Origin of the sequence: Dyadobacter subterraneus (genome assembly GCF_015221875.1) — a bacterium.
In the GTDB taxonomy this organism is placed as follows: domain Bacteria; phylum Bacteroidota; class Bacteroidia; order Cytophagales; family Spirosomataceae; genus Dyadobacter; species Dyadobacter subterraneus.
The window spans coordinates 4,891,537-4,914,928 of the sequence record NZ_JACYGY010000001.1 but is presented as its reverse complement, the minus strand read 5'-3'; the positions used below and the strand labels follow the sequence as shown (position 1 = coordinate 4,914,928).

Genomic DNA, 23,392 nt, shown 5'->3' with positions numbered 1-23,392 from the left:
AAAAACAACTTAAAGCAAATAATTAAGAAAAATAACAAAACAAAAAACCTGTAAATCAATGAAAATAGACAGACTTGACCATTTGGTTCTAACCGTAGCAGATCTTACTATAACCTGTGAATTTTATAACAACATTCTGGGGATGGAAACAGAGCAATTTGGTAACGGACGCCTCGCTCTGAAATACGGAAATCAGAAAATTAATTTACATCAAAAAGGAAAAGAATTCGAACCCAAAGCTCAGTATCCATGGCCAGGTTCGGCAGATCTTTGTTTTATTGCAGAAACAAAAATGGACAAGGTTGTGGAGGAACTGAAAGCCGGTAATATCAAAATTATAGAAGGCCCGGTGGAGCGAACAGGCGCATTAGGGAAAATGTTATCAGTTTACTTTCGTGATCCGGATGGTAATCTTATTGAAATCAGCAATTATTTATAGCCATTTGGTAAACCATTCCGACGCAAGTTTTTCATGTTCGGGAAGAAATCGGTGTGGCTCATTGGGGGTAACATTAATTTTCAATTTCGCGGATGCATTTTTTAATTGATATGCCTCCTGTGCAGATTTAAAAACAATTTCAGCACCCGGAAGCGGGCAATTCTGATCCTCAGCATTACTAAGCAGAAGCAGTGGCCGCGGCGAAAAAAGACGGATCATGGAAGGACAATCAAACTCATCCAGAATTCCAGGGAGTATTTTATTCCAAAGGGCTTTTACATTTTCTGAGTTAATAGTTTTATCACCAAGATCTGCCGCTACTTTCTCGTGTGCAGCGCGGATCGTTCCGGCGCGTCCCTGCCAGCGGTTATTTTCCAGTGACCATTTAAAGCTTTGTGCAGCAATCACCGGAACCGACACTTTAATTCTCTTATCAACAGACGCCGCCATCCAGGTTTCAATCCCACCCATGGAAATGCCTGTCATACCAATCCGTGAGGGCTCAACATCCTTTCTTGTGATCAGATAATCCGTGAGTTTCCAAAGGTCATATACGGTATCGAAGAAAAACGGGTGCGCTTGTTTCTTCGGATCTCTATTTTCCCAGGCTTCAATAATCGCATCGTTGTAACGTCGATTATTTTTGTTGTTTGTTCCGGCTCTTTCTCCATGAAACCGCGCGTCAATGGCGATGGACATAAAACCCAGTTTTGAAAAATGATATAATAACGCTCTGATATCCCGGTCGTCTTTACTTCCTCCTGTCCCATGCAGAACAATAATTACGGGCAGTTTTTTTAATTTTGATGAAACGGGTTTATTAATTAGAAACGGTACTTTTTCCGTTTCCTCAGAATAGAAATAACCTTTTTCAATTACAATCGAGTCCGTAACGGTTGTGATGGAATAAGGCCTGGGCGTTGTAGCTGGTCTTGCCAATAAAGCTTTAAAATCCTTCTCAACCTTTGATTCCGGAACATAGCTGTATGGTTGTCCGTTTGTAGTTTCAAGCTGAAATATCAGGAGCAGGCTTGTTAACCAAAGAAAATGTTTAACCTGCAATCCGGATTTTATAAGCATGATTTTGAATCAGTTTTTAGAAACCAAAGGTGAATTAAGGAAACCAATTATAATCTAAATTGAAATAAAAATCAAATAGAAAGATTTCTACGTCATCTAATCCATTACTCTACAAACGGTTTCCTGGCCGACTATTAGTTTTGGCATAAGAAAATTAGCACTCATCTTATAAATGCGTGTTACATTTTTCAGGGGGCTGTACACACACTTATTTAATTATCAAGTAAGCCAACCTCTGCAAATTTCACACATACACTATTACGTATTTAATAACGGGTATTATTTTCTGCTCTGTACTTAGTTTTTGTCCCAGCAGATTAATTTTAATAATGACGTGATTTCCAGATTTGAATCACTCACTGAAGAAGAATAGCAAGTATAACCGTCTGTATCTGAGATTATTTTGTCATACAGCCATTTGCATATTAAAATACCCTCCCAAAATGAGGAGGGTATGATCTGAAAGAAGAAGGGTAAACAGGTCTTTTAAACAATCATCCCCAGACGCTGATAAATGTTAAATCATATAGTGCAATCGCTTTATCTGCTGTGTGTGAAGTCCGTATTTTTTAAGAAATAGCGTTACCGGCTACATATTTTTATTGAGAGGGATCTTAGATATGTGCATAGAGCATTAAAGCTTCGGAAACAGGTACTGCGTATAATGAGTCAAAAATAGGGCGAAAATGGATATGGTTTAGTAGAGATACTTCGATTATTTTGTAGTAAAATTTTTGTAACTAATTGGTACGCATAAGGTATTGACATGCAAAGCAAATCATCGTGATTGCAGATCAAAATCCTTACCATGATACAAATAAGGATTTGGTGAAAATAAGACAGATTTTCGGCAGTGCTTTTTTGTTGATATATCAAAAATAGAACCCTTTTGAGATACCGTATTTAAACTTTTTTCGGTAAGGTAATTGCGGATTTCCAAAAGTGAGCCAGCTCCTGAAAATAGAACAGAGAATCTTCCAGATCCGGCGATTTTACCATATAACCGTTTGCACTGTTACGATAGGATTCTTTAATATCATCAATATGATCCGAAGAACTGATGACAATAATGGGAATCATCATCAATCGGTGCATTGTAAAGAAATTCCGGATAGCTGCCAGTATTTGTAATCCGTCACTACGGTTAGGCATATACAAATCAAGTAAAATTAATTCCGGCAAGGGCTGTGCATTTTTTAACCGGTCCGTCAAAAAAAGAAGTGTACTTTCCCGATCTTCGGTTCTGGTTAATTTAATATTTGGCATGCTGGTATTCAGCGTCAATTTCATCAGCTCCCAGTGGTCATGATTATCCTCTATAATCAGAATTTGTTGCGTTGTCAGGTTTATGCTGGCGGGAATAGATTTGAGCGTCGGGTAGTTACTTAGAAAGCATACATTGATAGCTTCTGCCAGATGATTGTATTCCTGGATTGATACAGGTTTAGTGATATATGCATTAATTCCCTGATCATAAGCCTGTCTGATAAGTTCATTATTGGAAGTTGTGGAAATCATCACAATCGGAATATGACGAAGGGAAGGATTGGATTTCAGAATTGAAAGAGATTCTATACCGCTCATCCTGGGCATATTCATGTCCATTAATATCAGCGAAGGATCCGTTTCCAGGTTCACTTTTTCAATAAGTTCAAGGAGCTCTTGTCCGTCGGTTATTTCTACAATCGTTACATTTTTCACAATTCCCTCAATAGCTTCACGGATTAACATCCGGTCGTCATCGTCGTCGTCTACAAGGTAAATAGTTTTGGCATTTGTCATTTTGGTAATCATTTGCACGGCTTAGTAAATGCCTTAATTCTGATAAAATCTTCGGTACTTTTTCTAAGAATAAAACTTTCAAGGTGAGATTTTCAACATTTCATAGTGTAATTCCCGGATGTCCTGACTTGTTCTGCGACAGAACAAATGCTATTTCTTTTCGTAATTTTTGATATTCGGATGGTTTGGTCATAAAATGAAACGCTCCTAGCATTTTTGTTTCATCAATATCTTTTTGTGAAGCCGAGGTGGTCAAAATAATCACCGGAATATCTTTAAGGTTTAAATCTTTTTTTAATTCGGCAAGGCATTTTCTTCCATCCATACGCTGCATATTCAAATCGAGAAATATAAAATCGGGCAAAGGCTGTGCTTCACCTCGCAATTTCATTAATGCTTCCTCGCCGTTGCTGGCTGTTAGGCACTTGAATAATGGATTGATTTCGCTGATTGCTTCGTGGAAAAATTCGCAGTCATCGGCATCGTCGTCCACAATCATAAATGTTAATGCATTTGTCATTTTGATCGGGTTTGGGGCAAGTTAAGCAACTTATACCCAATTATAGGGAAATGGAAAGTTTTTGTTTTCATGGCTTAATGATATCGAATAGGGATGGCAGGGTACATGTAAGTAATACAGCTGTAAAACAAATTGTTGTATCAAATGCATGAACCCGGCCGCTGACAAAACAAAGACGGCTTTTCTGATATAGATTTCTTATCTTTATGTTTCCTTCATTTATGGTATTAACCAAAAAAAGTAAAATTCAGCCACCTGCCACAATACAGAATTTTCCGGTAATAGGTATTGGGGCGTCAGCAGGAGGGCTTGATGCTTTCAAACAATTCCTGAAAGCGATTTCTGAAAAATCCGGGATGGCTTATGTCCTGGTGCAGCATCTGAATCCGTCGCACGAAAGTATCCTGCCGGAAATTCTGGATAAAGTGACCAATATTCCGGTTAACGAAATCACGGATGACATTCATTTGGCACCGGATCATATCTATGTTATTCCAGCCAATAAAATCCTTACTACTTACGATGGTGTACTCAAACTTGAACCTCGTGAGAATATCAAAAAAAACCAGGCGATCGATGTTTTCTTTTCGTCGCTGGCGGCTGTGCATAAGGAGTTAGCCGTAGGAATCGTGCTGTCGGGAACTGGCTCGGATGGAAGTTTGGGGCTAGAAGCTATCAAGGAACATGGGGGAATGACCTTTGCGCAGGATCAGGAATCTGCCGCGCATGGTGAAATGCCTGAAAGTGCCGTTAATGCAGGTGTTGTTGATTTTGTAATGCCCCCTGAAAAAATGCCGGATAAGCTTTTACAGATTGCAATTGTCAGAAAAGAGGAGGTGGATACCGACGAAGAAACCTGGAAAAATGACACCGTTTACAGACAGATATTGGCTTTACTTCAGCAGCAAAGCAACGTGGATTTTACGTATTACAAGCAGACAACTATCCGAAGGCGCATTGCCAGAAGAATGTTTAATGCCAAAACAGAAAATATAGCACAGTATCTGAAAGTTTTGCGTGCAGACAAATCTGAGCAGCAGGCATTATTCCAGGACCTACTGATTCCTGTGACCTCATTTTTCCGCGATCCCATCACCTTTGATGCGTTATCAGAAAAGGTTCTGCCCATTTTATTCAAAAACAGGGCAGAAGGGGAGCCAATCCGTATATGGGTTGCAGGTTGTTCTACCGGGCAGGAGGCGTTTACAATGGCGATTTGTCTTTGTGAATATTTAGGAGATAAAATCAAGGATCACCGCATCCAGATATTTGCTTCTGATATTTCTGAAATCGCCATCCGCAGAGCCAGAGAAGGTAAATACAGCAAAATAGAAGTTCAGATGCTGTCAGAGGCCAGGTTAGAAAAGTATTTTACTGAAACGAACGGAAGTTATCTGATCAATAAAGACATTCGGGATATGTGTGTATTTGCTATTCAGAATTTTTTGAAGGATCCTCCTTTTGCAAAAATTGATCTGATCAGCTGCCGGAATGTGCTGATCTATATGAATGGTTTTTTACAGAAAAAGGCACTGAATACTTTTCATTATGCCCTTCAGAAAAACGGATTTTTAATATTAGGCAAGTCAGAAACGCCTAGTGTTGTTTCTGAGTCTTTCAGCATATTTATCAGAAACCTGAAAATCTATACACGCAAGTCAGTTCCTGGCCGCTTTATGCATGTGGCGACGGAACGAAAAGATGAACTGGCAGCAAAAAAAGATATGAAGGTTGCAAAAGCAGATATGCCGCTCACAGGATTCCGGAAAACTGCCGAAGCGATTTTACTTTCCAGATACACCCCGGCCAGTGTGATTGTAAATGACCAGATGGACATTGTTCACATCCATGGTATTATTACGCCGTTTCTTGAACCGTCACCGGGAAAACCTACTTACAATATTTTTAAAATGGCCCGTGAGGGATTAGGTTTTGAATTAAGAAATGCCTTATACAAAGCCAAATCTACTAATGCGCAGGTTATTAAGGAGGGAATTCCATCAAAAATTAACGGGCAGCAACAACTGGTAACGATTGACATTATACCGCTTATCAATACTGTTGAACCTCATTTTTTGATCGTTTTCGAGAAAACGCCTCAGCCGGAATTATTTCCCGCCGGACAAGGTGCGGGTTCAGAAAGTTCGGCTTCTCAACTACGGATTGAGCACCTGGAAAATGAACTTGCCCAGACCCGTGAAGATATGCGGAACATTACCGAAGAACAGGAAGCCGCTAACGAAGAACTTCAAACCGCAAGTGAAGAACTTCAAAGCAGCAGTGAGGAAATGCAGAGCCTGAATGAGGAACTGGAAACATCAAGAGAAGAATTGCAGTCTAGCAATGAGGAACTGGTTATTTTGAATCAGGAATTGCTTGACAAGCAGGAACAGGTCAACACGGCCCGATTATATTCAGAGGCCATTGTAACTACCATCAGAGAACCGCTGATTATTCTGGATAAAAGTCTTCGTATCAAAACGGCGAATACATCTTTTTACAAGAAATTCAATTTTAATGAAAAGGATACAGTGGACAAGCTTTTCTATGAATTGCAGGATAATCAGTGGGACGACCATGTACTGCGATCATTGCTTGAAAAAATTCTTCCCCAGAAAACCCGGCTTGAAGATTTTGAAATAATCCTGAACTTTCCCTCGCTTGGAGAAAGAACTATGTTGCTTAATGCCAGGCAGGTTTTGAATGAAGTTACGGCTGAAAAATTAATTTTGCTGGCTATTGAAGATATTACTGAAAGAAAAACCGCCGAACTTAATCTTAAAAATTTCTCGGAAGAATTAGAGGCAAAAGTAAAAGAACGGACCGCGGATCTTGTACAAACCAATATGCAGCTGGAACAATTTGCCCACGCTGCCAGCCACGATTTACAGGAACCGCTTCGTAAAATTGTTACTTTTTCAAACCGTTTGCAGGCCAAACATAAAAATGAGTTTTCAGAAGAGGTAAGTTCGTACCTGGAAAAAATCGAAGGTGCATCCACACGCATGAGCAGGCTGATTCAGGATTTGTTGAATTATTCTTATCTCATTAACCACGATATTCTTTTCGCTCCAACAGATCTGGATGAAACGTTAAAAGACATTCTGAACGATTTTGAGCTTTTGATCGATCAGAAAAAAGCAAAAATAACCAGTGATACGCTGCCAATTATTGAAGCCATTCCTTTGCAGATGAATCAGTTATTTTATAATCTGATCAGTAATGCGCTTAAATTTTCCCTGGATAATGTCCCGCCGGTTATTCACATTTCTATTCATTCACTGTCAGAAAAAGAAACAAAAAAACACCCGGGATTGAATAGTAGGGTTAAGTATTGTGAAATTATTTTCAAGGATAATGGTATCGGTTTTGACCAGAAATACGACGAACAGATTTTCACGATTTTCCAGCGTCTTAATCAGCCGGCGAAATATCAGGGAACGGGTATAGGCCTTGCGCTGACCAAAAAGATTATTGAAAATCATCATGGCGAAATATATGTAGAAGCCAAGGAATATGCCGGAGCTGCGTTTCATATTATTTTGCCGATTCAGCAATTTGATACCATGCAGCTGAATAAATCCTGACAAAAGCTTAGATCTGAGAGAAGACAGTTTTGGCTTTTAATTAGTTATTCAAATCTTTGGCAGAAAAAGTAATCGCACAAACTGAATTAGTCTGAAATTTCAAGAAAAAAGTCTTTACTTGTGGTCCAGAAAAATGAGCGGTTTTTTACCTGTATTTCCGGATTAAGATTTTAAGCACAACCATGAGAGATTTTGTAAATGAAAAGAAACTGGCAGCCAAAGAAGCAGTAAAACTTCTTTTTGATCATCAGATTGTAGGTTTGGGATCGGGCTCATCGGCTACTTTTGCCATTATTGAAATTGGCGAAAGAGTCAAAAATGGTTTAAAAATACAGGGTGTTCCTACTTCCGATAAATCAAAAGAACTTGCCATATCACTAAATATTCCATTGCTGGAAATTGAGGATGTTGATTCCATTGACATTACAATCGATGGTGCGGATGAATTTACAACCGACCTGAACCTTATTAAAGGCGGAGGCAGTTTTCTTTTAAAAGAAAAGGTGGTTGCTTCTTTGACAAAGCGGGAAATTATTATTGCCGATTCGTCTAAAAAAGTGGAATTGCTGGGGAAATTCACCGTTCCGGTTGAAGTAATTCCATATGCATCCACTTATGTGACTAAACAACTGGAAAAACTCAATGGCGTTGGTAAAGTCCGTTTGACCGACGACAAACCGCTGATTACCGAAGAAGGTAACTATATCATCGATACGGATTTTGGCCTGATTACTGATCCTGCCACACTTTCTGACAAACTTCATACAATTACAGGCGTTGTCGAACATGGGCTTTTTATAAATCTTGCAAGCGTGGTCATTATGGGAAATGGCGATTCGACGGTAACTTTTTCCTGAAACTGGTATTGTAAAACATAACCGTACAGTCAATCTTTTTGGCAGTACGGTTATGCTTTTATCAATTTAAACCATTTCCGCTGCTAGTCCTGCTGCCATAACAATTCGTAGAACCCGATCTTCCGCACCGATAGATCGAATATAGAGTCTGGAAATTCTTTCTTGTGTGATCCAGTGCTAATGAGAATGACCGTAAATATTTCTAACGTAAATATTTAAACGTTTAGGTTTTACCTAGGTTTAGTCAAAATTTCAAAAATGGAATTGTTGTAACTTATGGCAGGTAAGTGTAAAAGTGGTTTCTATCTATAATTAAAAATTTTGTTTAATGAATGGTTAGCCAAACCTTATTTTGCTAATGATACAAATCTAACAGAAAATGTTAGGTCGAGTCAATAACCTTAAAAGGGTTTATCTATGATTTTGGCATAATTATTTATTAATATATCCGAAAAAGAATCCTGATAATTAAGGAATTGCAGAGTTACAGCACGTTTTTTTATATTTCACAACGTAATTTCGGACATTTTCAATTATCAGTATTTCTTCCTTCGGAAAAAAAATCCGGACAAGAAAATAACAGATAATTGATTAATTATAGATTTTCATTAAATTGTAAAAAAAACGAGATACGACGAATCTTTTAAAGTTATGGGAAAAGGTAAAGATCTATTCGGTAAGTACAACGACCTGGCCAAGCAAAATGGTGTAGGAAGTGAAGATTGTCAATATGCCAACGTACTTTTTCAGGCGCTCCTCATGGTGGGAGAAAGAAAAGTTTTTGAACTACTTGAAGAAGCAGATGAATCAGGCAAAAAACTTGCATTGGAATATTCCAATGATCACGGAGGTGAAGAAGCAATTCCCAGCAACATTGTTTTAGTTTAGTTATATTGAAATTAAAGATAGAACTGAAATAAGTAGAGCGTATATAGATATTGGTTCCTACTGGTTTGTTAAAAGCGCTTAGGAAGTACTTTTCAAATCCAGGTAAGAATACAAATAGTTGAAATTTTAAGTATCTTGGATTATATAACAATTTCCGGAAGTTTGGTAAGGCTTCCGGAAGTTTTTGTTGAATACTAACCTAAGATATAAAGTGATAAAATTGAGGTGGAAACTTTGTTTGCTATTCAGTATCACACTGATGGCAAGTTCTTTTAAAACAGATGATCCGGCTACATCCTGGATTCGGATCAATCAGCTTGGCTATTTACCGGCCGGAAGCAAAGTGGCCGTTTGGGCTACCAAAGCTGAAACGCTGCCAACTGTTTTTCAACTTAGAGATTCAGAAACTTCAAAAGTTGTTTTTTCAGGTAAGGTCGGAAAAAGCTATGGAAAATATGGACCTTTTAATCAGCTGTTACGCCTCAATTTCAGTACGGTAAAAACACCTGGAAGTTTTTATTTAAAATGTGGAAATGCAGTTTCGCCGGTTTTCAAAATCGGTCATGATGTATATGCAGGTGCCGCTGATTTTGGTCTTCGTTAAATGCGCCAGCAAAGAAGCGGGTTTAATCCTTTCCTGAAAGATTCGTGCCATACCACGGATGGCTACACCATGTATGGACCAATGCCAGACACAACAAAAATCGATGTATCCGGCGGCTGGCATGATGCTACGGATTATTTGCAATACGCAACTACTTCTGCTAATGCAACTTATCATTTGCTCGCTGCCTACCGTGATTTCCCGGGTGCATTTTCTGATCAGCATCTGGCAAACGGATTGGCAGGAAAAAACGGAACATCAGATGTTTTGGATGAGGCGCGCTGGGGAATTGAATGGCTTCTAAAAATGCATCCGCGTAAAGACTGGCTTTTCAATCAATTGGCTGATGATCGTGATCATGTAGGTTTCAGATTACCCACAAAAGATTCGGCTAATTATGGAGTTGGTCCGGGAAAAGGACGACCGGTTTATTTTGCAACAGGAATGCCGCAGGGTTTGGGAAAATACAAAAACAAATCAACCGGCGTGGCATCTATTGCCGGCAAATTTGCGAGTGCTTTTGCACTGGGCTCTTCAATTTATCAAAAAACAGATCCGCCGCTGGCGCATATGCTGAGAGAAAAATCGTTATCGGCATATCAGCTCGGTTTGGCTAAACCAGGCGTAGCCCAAACCGCACCAAACCGCAGCCCGTATTTCTACGAGGAAGACAACTGGACGGATGACATGGAACTGGGTTCGGCTGCATTATATCAATTGACCGGTGAGAAAAAATATCTTGATCAATCCCTGACTTATAGCACAGAAGAAAAAATTACTCCCTGGATGGGTGCGGACACCGCGCGACATTACCAGTGGTATCCATTCCATAATTTTGGTCATTACGAACTAGCCAAAAAAGCAGTTGGAAAAAACAAAACGGAATTACTGGCATACTACAAGGAAGGTATTGAAAAGGTCTGGAAAAAGGCTTCGGAAAATGGTTTTTTCAGAGGAATACCGTTTATCTGGTGTTCCAATAATTTGACAACTTCTTTTGCTATTCAGTGTTATTTGTATCGTGAAATAAGTGGCGATAAAAAATATGAGGAGCTTGAACAGGCTTGCTTTGACTGGCTTTTTGGTTGTAATCCATGGGGTAAAAGTATGGTTTACGGACTGCCAGCCCACGGTGATACGCCCAAATTTCCACACTCTTCACTTACCTTGTTATATCAGTATCCGTTGGACGGAGGTTTGGTTGATGGCCCTGTTTATGGAAGTATTTTCAGGAATCTGAAAGGTCTGAAACTGGAACGAGAAGATCAATATGCTGAATTTCAATCTGATTACGTTGTATATCACGATGATTTTGGAGATTACAGTACCAATGAGCCTACCATGGACGGAACTGCTTCTCTGATTTATTTACTAGCCGCAAAACAGCATGAATCAAAGTCTGGAAATATCGAGAAACTACCTTTGAAATCACACGGAGCAGTGATTCGGGGAGACCAGACCAGAAAGCAAATTGCTTTGGTTTTTACAGGCGATGAATTTGGTGACGGCGGAGAATTTATTTCTCAAAGTTTAAAGAAGCATAACGTGAAGGGATCATTTTTCCTGACGGGCAATTTTTATCGCAATAGGGAATTTCAAACACTAATTACGAAGCTAAAAAGGGATGGCAATTATCTGGGATCGCATTCTGACAAACATCTGCTTTACTGCGACTGGCAAAGGCGGGATAGCCTTTTGGTAACGAAAAAGGAATTTGAAACGGATCTCACGAATTCTTTTAAGGAATTAAATAAGTTTAAAATTGCCAAATCAGCGGCCGGATACTTTTTGCCGCCCTATGAATGGTACAACGATACTATCGCAAATTGGACCCGGAACTTAGGTTTGAAACTTGTCAATTTTTCTCCCGGAACAAGAAGCAGTGCTGACTATACTTTTCCCGAAATGGGAAAACGATATGTTGACAGTGAAACAATTTACAAATCCATTTTCGATTTTGAGCAGCAGTCCGAAACTGGCCTGAATGGTTTTTTGCTGCTCATTCATATCGGCACAGATCCAAGACGTAAGGATAAATTTTATAATTATTTACCGAGACTGATTGCTGATCTGAAAAAGCGTGGTTATCAATTTGTCAAAATCAATGAAATGCGTTAAAATAATTGGCAGCCGGATTTCCTGGAAATAACCACAGAAAACTGACTGCCAATGGAAAATAGTATCTGAGTGATTTACAAAGATTTTATCACCACATCATCAATGTAAAAAATAGTAGGATCAACAGGTTCATCCGCACCGGTTAAAGGCGGATCGTTTGTTTCATTAGGTGTCAGACGATTTGGTAAATTTCTGTAAGTGCCCGTGCGTAATGACAGCCTTTCAATAGATTTGACGGCTTCGGCGAGCTGGGCTTTTTCGAGCACTTTTTTACCATCGATAGCTAAGGAATATTGTCCCGTCAAATTGGCTTCCGTACGGATTTCCAGCGTATACCATTTGGCTTTTTGATAAGGTTGAAGGATTTTTTCTTTGCTTCCGTCGGTTGCGAGGATATTTCCTTTTTCATCAAAAGAAATACGTACAGGACGATTTCCAAACTGATCGGTAAGGTCAATTTCCAGTCTTCCGGTGTTGGCCGGGTCTGCATAAATTTTGAATGAAGTACTCACATTTTTGCCTTCTTCAAAGACCCGGATGGCTCTTGCGTAATCACACGGATCTTTATCAAAAAGCTGAATCGCATTTCCTGTTTTTTCCGGACTTTTTATGACAGACGGAGTTGCCCACGCCGGTGCGTAAATATTCCAGTCAGGAATAATTCCACCGATTGCCAACTGATCAAAATTATCACTGACCGTTCCCTTTACAGCATATTTTATAGGAACAGGGACGCGTCCGATCCAGATATCTTCTTTATTCATACTATAACTCAGCCACATATCCGTACCCGGCGGGTTACCATTTCCTTCTTCAATACCACGCATGTAGCAGGGGCCGAAATCTTTCCATCTTCCACTGAAACGGCGCGGCGGCAATTCGCCCTGGACGAGAAGCATGTTGTCATAAATAATTCCATCTTCACCCGTTACCACAACCAACGGGAAGCGGTATTGTGTTTGTTCAATCGGGTTATAGCTGATTGCATAGCGGCCGTCTTCGGTTTTTTGGCCCCATTGTTTGCCGCCTGACATTAAAAATGTCGGTACTTTTACGGGTTCAGAAAATGTTTTTCCTTCATCGGAAGAAATTGCGGTCATGGATTTTTTCCACAGAGCAACTACTTTTCCGTCTTTCCGGTGATAATAGGAAAGTGCGCTTGCTCCTTTTTTATTGTTGTGAAATCCATCAGTACCACCATCTTCTTCGTACCACTGAAATGTCATAAGCTGATCTTTCAACAGCGCTTCACAGGATGCTACAAAATCAGTATCCGTGGATTTTTTATAAAACGGATAACTGGTGTTGCTTTCATTCCAGGGTGCGTCGGTTGTGTAGCGGATAAAATATATTGGTCCAAAAGTGCCGTCTTTGTAAACTTCTCTGACAACTCTGCCTATACCGCCTTTTCTAAACGGGTTTTCGGTGTGTCCATAAAATCCTAAAACAAGCAAACGGCCGTTTGGCGCAACATAAAAACCCATGCGCTGATGCATCATATAACCTTTGTAGCCGTCAGGAATTTTAACATCCGGAGGAGCCTGGTATGGTGGAAATACAACCTGCGGTTTATTCCAGTTTCTCCCGTCTTTTGAAGTCAAAACCAGGGTTTGTCCCGGCGCTACATGTTCATCAACCGGATTGCTCAAATAATGTTGGAAAAAAGTACCGTTCCAGTAACAAATATTGGAGGCATGATTATAAGTCCAGCCTTGTCCGTCGGCATATTCGGGATGTGTACGATTTGCGCGCATCGTTTGCCGGTTTTCTGTTCCGATGGCATAGCGAAGACGTCCCTCATGAAGGCTTGGGTCGACCGTTTGACCGCCCACAAAACGGACTGGTTCCTGCGCGCTTCCGGTTTGGGCATATACTGAAAAATGGGTGGAAACAATTAACAGCAGGGTAGGGAATAAATACTTCAAATTGTTAATATTTAGGAATTTGTGATGTACATATAAATACAGCTTTGCGTTTTATTTGGACTATCTGTGTTTTCTTTTTCCAACTTTTTGCGTGTTGAACTGAAGAAATCCCCAATGCTCCGGTACATGCATATTGATAACGCCCTGAGGAGACCAGACCCAGTTATATTCCGGTAGTGTTTTTCCGGTCTCAGGATTTTTCTTCCGGCTGTATTTCCCGTTTTCATCTATCTGATGTTGCCAGTTGACGCGGGAAAAATTAATCCGCCAGATTTTTTCCGGATCAGGTTTCACAAATGTAATACGCTCAGTACTTAGTGATTCAAATGGAATTGCAATCTCTAACGTCCAGCGTTTATCCCTATCCGTTCCGTCATTAATTGTGCCTTCTATGGATACCGCAGATCGTAAATTTTTAATATCCCAGGTAAGTTGCGGCTGGCCACCTTTTCTGTAAGGTCTTGGCAAAAAAAGATCAAAGGAGTTATTCAGCGCGTTTATTTCAAGTTCGTAATAATTGTCGGTGTCGTTATCTGGATCAATAAAAACTTCAAAATCATTTTCCAGATAAACGATCTGATCCTTTTTGTTTTGATAAGCCCAGATATGCTCTTCGTCCATTACGGCGGCTATGTAAAGATATTTATCATCCCAAAGCATTTTGGCCCGGGTGTTTTGAAGGGGCAAGGGTTTTTTCTCTCCTTCGATATCTACGAATGAAGAAGTCCATTCAGCATCTTTCCAAGACTTTTCATCCATTTTCCCATCAACGACAATGTCTTGACTGATCTGGTAGCAAACATATGTTTTCGGTGGATTTGCCGCTTGTGCGTAAGAAGTACCTTGAACAGCAAAACTTCCGGAAAGTGCCAGAATGGACGCTATTTGGAAGTTAATATGGTTAAAAAATTGAAACCTGTTTTTTTCGGTGAGTAAATTAAAATTTTTCAAGATCAGTAAAAAAGAGTGATTTAAGGCAGGCAATATACCGCCATCAAACCAAAATCAAGAATTGAATTTCAACTTTTACCCGGCTTATACTATATGTTATATTAAAAGGTTTAAGATTTATAATTGAGAAATAATTGCTTTGCAGGCACTGTGAAGCAAATTCTTGAGCGAGATGAGGCGTAAAATTAGTTGTTAGAATTAATTTTACAATTAGTTGAATAAAAGTACCGAATTTTAGTTTATTTTTACCCAGATTTAGGTATTTGAAGTTTTTCAAGTAACTTTACGTATACAATTACCCTCACGTTATAAATAATGAATAAGTCTAATATCTTCGTGCATATCGAGCTTTCGAAGCTCGTAGCCGGTCTGACAACGAATGCTAGTCATTTGAAACAATCCTTAAAGTCGCAGGCTGGTTATTTCAACATCATTCCACCAAAATATTTTTCTGATGCCTTAGGCCCGGAGTGGGAAAATATTACCGAACAAATCAAGGAAAAAGGTCCGAAATTTGATCAGGATGGTAAAGTTGTTGCAAACGCCGTGACCAATACGATTGACCAGATGTCACCTCAGGAATGTGTTGCGCTGGCAACGCGAATTATGAAATTAAATGAAAAAGTAAAACTGGAATTTGAATAGTTTTTGAGTATTCAAATTATATTTTGTGGATAGTAGTGTCCTAAATATCCCTGACGTCTGCCGGGGATATTTATTTGTATTTTTTGAAATGCTGAGTTTGAAAAAACTATCTGAAACTAGTAAATGCTTATCGGAAAGCATTTACTGGTAAGTAATGCTTATTATTTATAGTGGCCTTTGGCTGAAACTACCGTAACAATTACATTTTTCTCGTCAACCGCATAAACTATTCTGTGTTCCTGATTTATTCTTCGTGACCAGAATCCTGCAAATTGATGTTTGAGCTGTTCCGGCTGTCCGGTACCAGTGTACGGATGTTCTAAAAGTTCATCAAGAAGTTTCCGCAATTTATTGAGTAGCGGCTTATTACCAGACTTTTTGAGTTTTTCAATCCCTTCCAGGGCCCTGGGGGTAAACTCAATAGAAAAACTCATAAGCCGAGTAATTTGTCGAAGTCGGCTTTGTCAATTTTTGTTGTCTTGCCTGCGCGATACTGGTTTATTCCTTCCTGAATATCAGCAGCGGTTTCCGGATCCATGAAATATTTATCCTTTTCACCGACAGGAGTCAGGATATAAGCTTTTTCCTTACCTCTTTGAATGATAACCTGTTCGTTTTTATCAACGAGATCCATGTATTTCTTTTGGTTATCTCTGAATTCTCTCGAACTAATTACAAGCATATCAAGCCACATTTATGTACTATACTGGTACACAAAAAACCAGTAGAAAGTTCATGATTTCTAGGACGGCTGGCAGGAAATTATCAAAGCAGCTAATAGAAGTTAAACCACTTTTGTTAGCTGCTCTGATAACATAAGTAAATCAGATATAAGGTTATAAATTAACCTTTCTATACAAACTCCCAGGCAATTTAATTTTCGCCAGACTATCCACGCCAACCTGAAATGACTTAAAAACATCTTTTTCAGTACTCAGTTGACTACTGTCTTTTACCTGAATATGCGAAGTCCCGATTTTATTTTTTGCATTGATCACGAGATATCCGCCGGCTATAAGTTTGGCCGATAGATTGTCGATAGTATTGTCGGTAAGCAAGGTGGAATTGCCATTCTGATTTATATCCAGACTTTTGATTTGGAAACCTTTTACAATATTCACAGTTTTAGCCACATCAATTCCCGACAATTGTGGCGTGGTTACGTAAATGATTGGTTTTGAATCGAAGTCGTAATAACTGTTGGCATACTCATCTGATTCTGCTATATGCCTCAATTCCAATGTGTCTCCGTTTATTTTCCAATCCAGCATTTTTCTTTCAGCATTATAAAAGATTTTAAAATCCGCCCCTGACTGAATTTGTGTTACGCCAATTTGTTTACCTGCAATTTTTACAAAGCTGAAAGGTTTAAGCGTTTCTCTTTTGTATCCGTAAAACGGATCACTCTGATCGATTTTCTCAAATTCAGCTTTGAGTACCAGATTGGAACCGACAACAAAAAGAAGCGTGATTGCCAGCAGCCCAATAATTAAAATATTACTTTTTTTCATGATTAGTAAAAGTTAGTTGGTGACAGGATAGGTCTCCGAAATAAATTTGGTATAACGTTCCGCAACTTCATCCATATTGATGTTTAGCATATAGAGTGTCCTGAAAAAATCAGGCAGTTCAGTTTCCAGAAATCTCTCTTTCCGGTAAGCAAGTATCCGCTCATTTGCCATTTCCTCTGCTGAATATCCAATGCCTCTTTTCGTAAATATGATTTCTTTATTTTGCAGAAATTCATAGGCACGCATTACAGTATTCGGATTCACCTCCATGATACCGGCGAGATCTCTCACGGACGGAATACGCTGTCCGGCCGGCCATTTCCCGAGCAGTATCTGTTCACAGATATAGTCCGCAATCTGGAGGTAAATGGATTGTTTATCTTTAAATTCCATGTGTTGAATTGTTAAATTTCTTTCTCTTTCAGACGCAGATAAGTAATAAACCAAAGGCTTAGTAATATCAATACCGGAAAAATATTGACTAATATTTGAAAGTTTTCAGGATAGTTGACCTCGTAAAATTTGAAGTTTTTACCAAAATTCCACATTTTCCATCCAGTGAAAGGAAAGGTGTTTACTTTCTCGAAACTGCCTGTCATGGTGTTTGCCATGTTTATTTGAACAGCGGCAATAATTACAAAAATTGCAATGGCACAGGCTGCCGATTTGATATAAGATGCTTTTGAGAAATAAATGGAACCCAAAAAAATCGAACCCTGTATCAATGCATACGAGTAGCATGTATATTGAATTACATCAGAAGATAAAGGATGATATTTATAGCCGTCGGCAGATATTTTGCTATTTGCATAATTTACGGTTGAAAGATGCAATTCAAAAAAAAGGAATAAAAAAGGAACAATGAAAAGTAAATTCAGGAGCAATGTACTTAGAAATTTTTCTAGTGTTGAAGCGGGTATCATAAGCGAAGCCATTCCGGTTGACTGCGAGGCATAGGGCGTAAATACGCTGCTTGTATAAAGGCTGCTCCCTAAAAGTAAAATCATGAAAAGTGCAATGTGATGAAGGGCTTCATAAAAACCTTTAAAGGTATTGGAAGTTGTGATAGGAAGCATAAAAAACAAAAGCACCACAACAAGCAGGCTGGCCATGGCCAAGTTGTTCCTTCCTTTTTCAGCCAAATCCAGTTTAAGCATTAAGCCAAAACGGTGAAAGTCAAATGTCTGGTTCATAGGGTAAAGTTTGAGATTAATTGTTCTGGAAGAGGAATTGGAAATGTATACCTGATTAGTATAAGCAGTACGGTTATCAGAAAAACGAATAATATTTTCATAATCTCAGTTAAAAATAGATTGGATCCTGGCCGGATTTTCTATGACTGCATTGAACAATTGTTCAAGGTCCACACGGCTTTCTCTTTGCTCTGAATTTTCAAAAACAGCATTATAACCTCTTAGTGAAGGTACCGAGTAAATGACTCTTTGATCATATTCTACATTGGGAAGTGTTCCAAAACAAAGCCGTTCGGCAACCACATCCAGACTGTGTTGTATCAAAATCTTACTATCCTCGATTATGATAATGGAGTCAATCAGATTATCCAGATCCCTTACCTGATGTGTGGATATCAGAATAAGTCTTTCGGAATCCAGAACACTTGTAACCACTTTTCTAAACTGACTTTTTGAAGGTATATCAAGTCCGTTAGTGGGTTCATCCATGATCAAAACTTTTGTATTTGTGGCAAGTGCAAAAGCGATCAGCACTTTTTTCTTCTGTCCATAAGACATTCCGGTCAGTTTATTCCCTTCCGGAATATCAAATTCCGCGATATAACCCAGAAACTGGTTTTTGTCAAATTTTGGATAAAATGGAGAAAGCGTGTCAACGTATTTTTCAATTGTTACCGATGGGAGATAAATTTCTTCAGGGAGGAAAAAAATGTCCTGCAAAAATGCCGGTTCCCGTCTTCTGGGTTCTCGTCCCAAAACTTCGATGGTGCCTTCACATGGAAAAAGCAGCCCCGCCATATTACGCAACAAACTGGATTTTCCCGCCCCGTTTTTCCCGAGTAAACCGTAAATATGTCCTGGGTGGAGTTTTAATGACAGGTCAGTAAATATGTTTTTTTGCTTACTGTATCCAAAAGTTACGTGGTCAAGTTGAATCATGGTTTAGTATTTTAGTGTTATAGATAAGTAATACACTAGCGAAGGTAATGGCTTGATTTTGTAAAAGCAATAAGCGTGGCGTTATTTTTTGTTAAAAAATTTAATTGTTCAACAAAAATTTCTTTTGGCCAAGAATAAAAATGATTTGGATGAGTTATTAACCAAAGTACTTTTGTGGAAAAAGAAGCCATAGGGTGTGTCCAGGTGCGTTTTTGGATTAAATCATCATCATTTTAGTTTTTCCGGTTACCCTTTCGAAATGAATTTTTTGTCAACGTTATTTTTAAATTTTAATAAAAAGAATATTTCCTTTTTAACCATTTTTGGCCTTTTCTCCATAGGTTGTCATACAGCTCTGGGGCAGGCGCCTTATGATTTTAACAAACTGATTGATTTGTCTAACAGCTTGAATGCCGCAAGGTTAAAAGTTGAAAAAGATACAAGCTGGCATAAAATGGAGGTGGGAGCCAATTTTAATCAGGGAAGTTTCAGTCCGCAATGGACGGGCGGAGGGGTAAGTTCGATCGGGATTGGTGTCTTGTTTAACGCGCTTTTTGAAAAGAAAAAAGGGAAAAATTCATGGCGGAACGATCTTCAAACCCAGTATGGTTTTGCCAAAAATGAGGGACAGGGAAGCCGGAAAAATATGGACCGGATTTTTTTCGATACAAAATATAACAGGGATGTAAGTTCAAAATGTGCCTTGTTTGCCAATATCAATTTCCAGTCACAGTTTGCGGGCGGATTTGATTATTCCTTGAATGCGGATTCTGTCATGATCAAAAGGAAAGTTTCCAGATTTGCAGCACCGGCATATTTCACGCAATCGATAGGAATGGAATATAAGCCGGCGGATTATTTTTTCCTGGATCTTGCGCCTGGAGCATTCCGGCAAACCATTGTTTGGGATAAAAATTTGTATGTGAACACGCCAGACCAGAATAATTATGGTGTTGCCATCGGCAAACGTATTCATTACGAACTGGCTCTTATGCAGATCGTGGCCAATTTCAACAAGGATATTACGAAACAGATGAATTTGAAATTTCGCTATCAGCTATATTCCAGCCTTATTGATCCATCCCAAATAGACAGTCGCCTTGATGCTTCGGTGACAGCAAAACTCAATAAATATATGAATGTTAATTTAAGCGCAATTCTGGTTTATAATGAAGACCAAAGCGCCAACATTCAGTTGGCGCAGGGATTAAACATCGGCTTTCTATATTCGTTTTGAAGAACAAATTTTTACAATTCCTGGGAATTTGCCGGGATTAAAACTTGTAATATTTCAGATACTGATAATAAAAGCCTATCCCTTTTTTATAATCCTCGGCATTAATCCGCTCATTTACACCATGAAAACCTTCGGGATCGGTGAATGGGATGAACCTGAAAATCTGCTGGGTCAGCTCGCTGAAAGATTTACTGTCAGTAGCGCCTAAAACCAGATATGGTGTTACGATCAGTTTGCTATCCCAACCATTTATTGTATTCTGCATGTGGGTAAAACTTTTATCGTTTACGTCAGCAACCTGTTTCGGATTTGTGCCAACAGGCCTGGCGGTGATCTCCACTTTGTCATTTCCGATTACTTTTTTCACGTATGCAATCACATCTTCACGCGTTGTACCTGGCTGTGTACGGAAATTAACCGTTGCATTCGCCTGACCCGGAACCACATTATCCTTTATTCCGGCTTTGAAAATAGTTGTTGCGGTAGTCGTTCTGATCATAGCATTTCCAGCGGCGGTACCTTTATAAGCATTGAAAATCAGCGGCTTAAAAATAGTTCTGTTGGCCATAGCCATTTTGCTTATAAAGGACATTTCCGGACCAACGTAATCAAGAAAAGAATTGAGAACATATCCCATTTCCTCGGGGAATGGATTTTCTTTTAATTTTACAACAGCTTTTGCCATCTCATCAATAGCAGTTTCTTTTTCGGGCATGGAAGAGTGTCCGCCCGGAATATTTATTTGTAAATCAAGTGTTACATAACCTTTTTCTGCAATACCGACAATGGCAACAGGTTTGCTTAATCCCGGTATTTTATTTTTAGTAATAATCCCGCCTTCATCCACAACAACCCCGGGCTTAATATTTCTTGCTTTAAAAAGTTCGGCAATGGCCTTGGCACCTTTTCCGCCAACTTCTTCATCGTGGCCCATCGAGATGTAAATGTCATTTTCAGGTACAAATCCTTCCCGCATCAGTGCTTCCACACCTTCCAGAAGTGCCATCAGACTTCCCTTATCATCAATGGTGCCTCTTCCATAAACAAAACCATTTTTTAATGCCCCTGCAAATGGTGCTGCATCCCATTTTTGAATCGTCGCTTCTTCAATCGGCACCACATCCTGATGCGCCATCATAACCAACGGGCTCCCGGCAGATGATTTTCCTTTCCAATGTAACAAAAGACTGTATTTATGGACTTTTTCAACCGTCACCGTTTTAAAAATCCTAGGGAAAGATTTCATCAAAAACGCATGAAAACCAAGAAATGCATTGCTGTCCAGTTTGCTTGAATCTTCGAACGAAACGGTCTGATAAGTGATGGCTTGCTGCAACCTGGAAACCGAAGAGTCGGAAGCAGCAAAAGCTGGTTTTTCTGGGGCAGAAAGCTGCTTGCTTTTGAATGTGAATGTGTTGAAAAGGATGAAGGCAACAAATAATAAAATAGCAATACCAAGGAGCAGGAGAACTTTCTTCATGATGACGAGCAAAGAGATAGTTGATTTATCCTTAAGTTGATATTTTTATTTTAAATCACCTAATGTTTTTTGGCTTAAACGGTCTAAAATACTAATGTAAATTTATTGATATTTTTTGTAGTTATTGATAATCAGATTCTTATGTTTTGTTTTATTTACGTCCAAAAGTTTTTATGCTCCGATTTTAAATTTGTCAATACCAAAAATTTGAGGAGGCACTGATGGAATTTTTGGAATGAAAAACTACATTTTAATAAAATACAGAAATATAATTTTTATAACTTTACTCACTATACGCTTCGCGGTAAATTAATATTTAAATCTGTTTGCCGTTTAAATATTTATAAACGGTACTGCTACCGGTTTCGAGATTTTTTAATGTCATCATACCCGAAAAAGTATCCGGATTGACCACCGTCACCTCGCTGTTTGTGGTATATACTGCAAGATAGAAGGTTGTTGTTTTTGCTATTTTTGCTTTGATGTATCTGGCAAATCCAAGGAAATGGGCGTCAGACACAATTTTTCCGGTCTTTATATTTTTCAACTGCGGAATCATTGGAATCCGGACATTTTCTACGGTATCATTTTTAGTTTCCGTTACAGGCTTGTCCCACGATGGGGTCCATATTATGGATAATGTATCTGCCATTGGCTGGATGAGCACGGTTTCATATCCTCTTTCATTAAATAATTTTCCGAGCTCAGCGATAGTGGTTCCGGCGGGCTCTTGCGGAGAAACATCCTTTTTACATCCATTTGATATAAAAACAGCGGCCAGTATTGTGACTGCTAAACAGATTTTGGAAGTAATATTTTTCATTCCCGTAATATTATAAAAGTTACAATAATACTAAGAACCGGAATTTTTATCAGGAAAGCAACATTAAATTTCTGCTGTGGAAAGCAAACTTGCCGATGCCTTATCAAGATAAAAAACACAATCCGGATGAGTCTGTAAAATGCTGGCCGGGAACAAATTACTAATCTCATTTTCAAGACTGTTTTTCACTGCAACTGCCTTTCTTTGATCAGGAACCGAGCAAATAATATGTTTCGATTTCATGATTTGTTGGACAGACATGCTGATTGCCTGCTGGGGAACATCTTCCAATGTGGCAAACCAGCCCTCATTCATTTGCTGTTTGCGGCAAGGCTCATCAAGATTTACAATCAGATAAGGTTTTTCTGTGTCAAAATCGGCCGGAGGATCATTGAAGGCAAGATGGCCGTTTTCTCCGACGCCAACAAGCGCTACATCGATCGGGTGAGCAAGAATGAGCTCATCAAGTCTTATGGTTTCTGCTTCTGCATCATCTTCTCCATTGATAAGAAAATAATCTTTTAACGCCGGTACATTGGCAAGAAAGCGTTCTTTGAGATATTTTCTGAAACTTGCCGGATGTGAAATTTGCATTCCAATATATTCATCCAGATGAAACATCGTAACTTTCGACCAGTCAATTTCTTCTTCTCTGATCAATTGATTCAGCGTCTCAAACTGACTTGTGCCGGTTGCTAAAATGACGTTGGAAAATCCTTTTTCAGCAATTGCTTCACGGATCAGTTCCGCAGCATGTTTTCCGGCTTTATATCCAAGTTCGGTATTTGTTTCAGAAACGACGATTTTCATAAA

General features: G+C 39.1%; 22 protein-coding genes. 8 read left to right on the top strand and 14 right to left on the bottom strand.

Annotated elements, in window-relative coordinates; all coding sequences use genetic code 11:
• The first annotated feature begins 58 nt into the window (after nt 1–58).
• A complete protein-coding gene (locus IEE83_RS20540; protein ID WP_194122384.1) occupies nt 59–439 on the top strand; it encodes a VOC family protein in 381 nt (126 codons plus the stop codon).
• On the opposite strand, the gene IEE83_RS20535 is transcribed toward IEE83_RS20540, so the two are convergent.
• From IEE83_RS20535 to IEE83_RS20525, 3 genes are all read right to left on the bottom strand, one after another.
• Entirely contained in the window at nt 434–1,519 is a 1,086-nt protein-coding gene (locus IEE83_RS20535) for an alpha/beta hydrolase family protein (RefSeq protein ID WP_194122382.1), read from the bottom strand. The genes IEE83_RS20540 and IEE83_RS20535 overlap by 6 nt on opposite strands.
• Nucleotides 1,520–2,422: 903 nt before the next feature.
• Entirely contained in the window at nt 2,423–3,301 is an 879-nt protein-coding gene (locus tag IEE83_RS20530) for a response regulator (protein WP_228101902.1), read from the bottom strand.
• Between the two features lie 100 nt (nt 3,302–3,401).
• A complete protein-coding gene (locus IEE83_RS20525) occupies nt 3,402–3,821 on the bottom strand; it encodes a response regulator (protein WP_194122379.1) in 420 nt (139 codons plus the stop codon).
• A 206-nt stretch (nt 3,822–4,027) separates the two neighbouring features.
• Between IEE83_RS20525 and IEE83_RS20520 the strand changes: the two genes are divergently transcribed.
• The 5 genes from IEE83_RS20520 (at nt 4,028) to IEE83_RS20505 (ending at nt 11,875) form a co-directional block, all read left to right on the top strand.
• Nucleotides 4,028–7,408, top strand: coding sequence for a chemotaxis protein CheB (locus IEE83_RS20520; protein WP_194122377.1), 3,381 nt, complete (start codon nt 4,028–4,030; stop codon nt 7,406–7,408).
• A 182-nt stretch (nt 7,409–7,590) separates the two neighbouring features.
• Nucleotides 7,591–8,265: a ribose-5-phosphate isomerase RpiA gene (rpiA, locus tag IEE83_RS20515; RefSeq protein WP_194122374.1), complete on the top strand. Its 675-nt coding sequence runs from the start codon at nt 7,591–7,593 to the stop codon at nt 8,263–8,265.
• Between the two features lie 651 nt (nt 8,266–8,916).
• Nucleotides 8,917–9,153 (top strand): hypothetical protein, encoded by a 237-nt coding sequence (locus tag IEE83_RS20510; RefSeq protein ID WP_194122373.1) that lies wholly within the window; start codon nt 8,917–8,919, stop codon nt 9,151–9,153.
• 259 nt (nt 9,154–9,412) lie between these two features.
• Nucleotides 9,413–9,757, top strand: coding sequence for a cellulase N-terminal Ig-like domain-containing protein (locus IEE83_RS33035; RefSeq protein ID WP_228101901.1), 345 nt, complete (start codon nt 9,413–9,415; stop codon nt 9,755–9,757).
• Nucleotides 9,758–11,875, top strand: a complete 2,118-nt coding sequence (locus IEE83_RS20505; protein ID WP_228101900.1) for a glycoside hydrolase family 9 protein — start codon at nt 9,758–9,760, stop codon at nt 11,873–11,875.
• Between the two features lie 74 nt (nt 11,876–11,949).
• On the opposite strand, the gene IEE83_RS20500 is transcribed toward IEE83_RS20505, so the two are convergent.
• The gene (locus IEE83_RS20500) at nt 11,950–13,800 is read right to left on the bottom strand and encodes a hypothetical protein (RefSeq protein ID WP_194122372.1); all 1,851 of its coding nucleotides are present in this window, start codon (nt 13,798–13,800) and stop codon (nt 11,950–11,952) included.
• Between the two features lie 60 nt (nt 13,801–13,860).
• Entirely contained in the window at nt 13,861–14,751 is an 891-nt protein-coding gene (locus tag IEE83_RS20495) for a carbohydrate-binding family 9-like protein (protein ID WP_228101899.1), read from the bottom strand.
• A gap of 315 nt (nt 14,752–15,066) precedes the next feature.
• On the opposite strand from IEE83_RS20495, the gene IEE83_RS20490 reads away from it, so the two are divergent.
• Nucleotides 15,067–15,396 carry a hypothetical protein gene (locus IEE83_RS20490; protein ID WP_194122371.1) on the top strand — a complete coding sequence of 110 codons (330 nt, stop codon included), beginning with the start codon at nt 15,067–15,069 and terminating at the stop codon, nt 15,394–15,396.
• Between the two features lie 161 nt (nt 15,397–15,557).
• Here the strand turns inward: IEE83_RS20490 and IEE83_RS20485 are convergent, their stop codons facing one another.
• From IEE83_RS20485 to IEE83_RS20460, 6 genes are all read right to left on the bottom strand, one after another.
• Nucleotides 15,558–15,830 carry a Txe/YoeB family addiction module toxin gene (locus IEE83_RS20485; RefSeq protein ID WP_194122370.1) on the bottom strand — a complete coding sequence of 91 codons (273 nt, stop codon included), beginning with the start codon at nt 15,828–15,830 and terminating at the stop codon, nt 15,558–15,560.
• A complete protein-coding gene (locus tag IEE83_RS20480) occupies nt 15,827–16,078 on the bottom strand; it encodes a type II toxin-antitoxin system Phd/YefM family antitoxin (protein WP_194122369.1) in 252 nt (83 codons plus the stop codon). The genes IEE83_RS20485 and IEE83_RS20480 overlap by 4 nt, the downstream gene beginning before the upstream one ends.
• A gap of 154 nt (nt 16,079–16,232) precedes the next feature.
• Nucleotides 16,233–16,907 (bottom strand): DUF2807 domain-containing protein, encoded by a 675-nt coding sequence (locus tag IEE83_RS20475; RefSeq protein WP_194122368.1) that lies wholly within the window; start codon nt 16,905–16,907, stop codon nt 16,233–16,235.
• 12 nt (nt 16,908–16,919) lie between these two features.
• Nucleotides 16,920–17,300 (bottom strand): GntR family transcriptional regulator, encoded by a 381-nt coding sequence (locus IEE83_RS20470; protein ID WP_194122367.1) that lies wholly within the window; start codon nt 17,298–17,300, stop codon nt 16,920–16,922.
• Between the two features lie 11 nt (nt 17,301–17,311).
• Nucleotides 17,312–18,100, bottom strand: a complete 789-nt coding sequence (locus tag IEE83_RS20465) for a hypothetical protein (protein WP_194122365.1) — start codon at nt 18,098–18,100, stop codon at nt 17,312–17,314.
• 105 nt (nt 18,101–18,205) lie between these two features.
• Nucleotides 18,206–19,039, bottom strand: coding sequence for an ABC transporter ATP-binding protein (locus IEE83_RS20460; RefSeq protein WP_194122364.1), 834 nt, complete (start codon nt 19,037–19,039; stop codon nt 18,206–18,208).
• 259 nt (nt 19,040–19,298) lie between these two features.
• On the opposite strand from IEE83_RS20460, the gene IEE83_RS20455 reads away from it, so the two are divergent.
• Entirely contained in the window at nt 19,299–20,276 is a 978-nt protein-coding gene (locus IEE83_RS20455; protein WP_194122362.1) for a DUF3078 domain-containing protein, read from the top strand.
• Nucleotides 20,277–20,313: 37 nt separating this feature from the next.
• Here the strand turns inward: IEE83_RS20455 and IEE83_RS20450 are convergent, their stop codons facing one another.
• The 3 genes from IEE83_RS20450 to IEE83_RS20440 form a co-directional block, all read right to left on the bottom strand.
• A complete protein-coding gene (locus tag IEE83_RS20450) occupies nt 20,314–21,756 on the bottom strand; it encodes a M20/M25/M40 family metallo-hydrolase (protein WP_194122361.1) in 1,443 nt (480 codons plus the stop codon).
• A gap of 316 nt (nt 21,757–22,072) precedes the next feature.
• The gene (locus IEE83_RS20445) at nt 22,073–22,579 is read right to left on the bottom strand and encodes a hypothetical protein (protein ID WP_194122359.1); all 507 of its coding nucleotides are present in this window, start codon (nt 22,577–22,579) and stop codon (nt 22,073–22,075) included.
• Nucleotides 22,580–22,642: 63 nt separating this feature from the next.
• Nucleotides 22,643–23,389 (bottom strand): glucosamine-6-phosphate deaminase, encoded by a 747-nt coding sequence (locus tag IEE83_RS20440; RefSeq protein ID WP_194122357.1) that lies wholly within the window; start codon nt 23,387–23,389, stop codon nt 22,643–22,645.
• Nucleotides 23,390–23,392 lie beyond the last annotated feature (3 nt).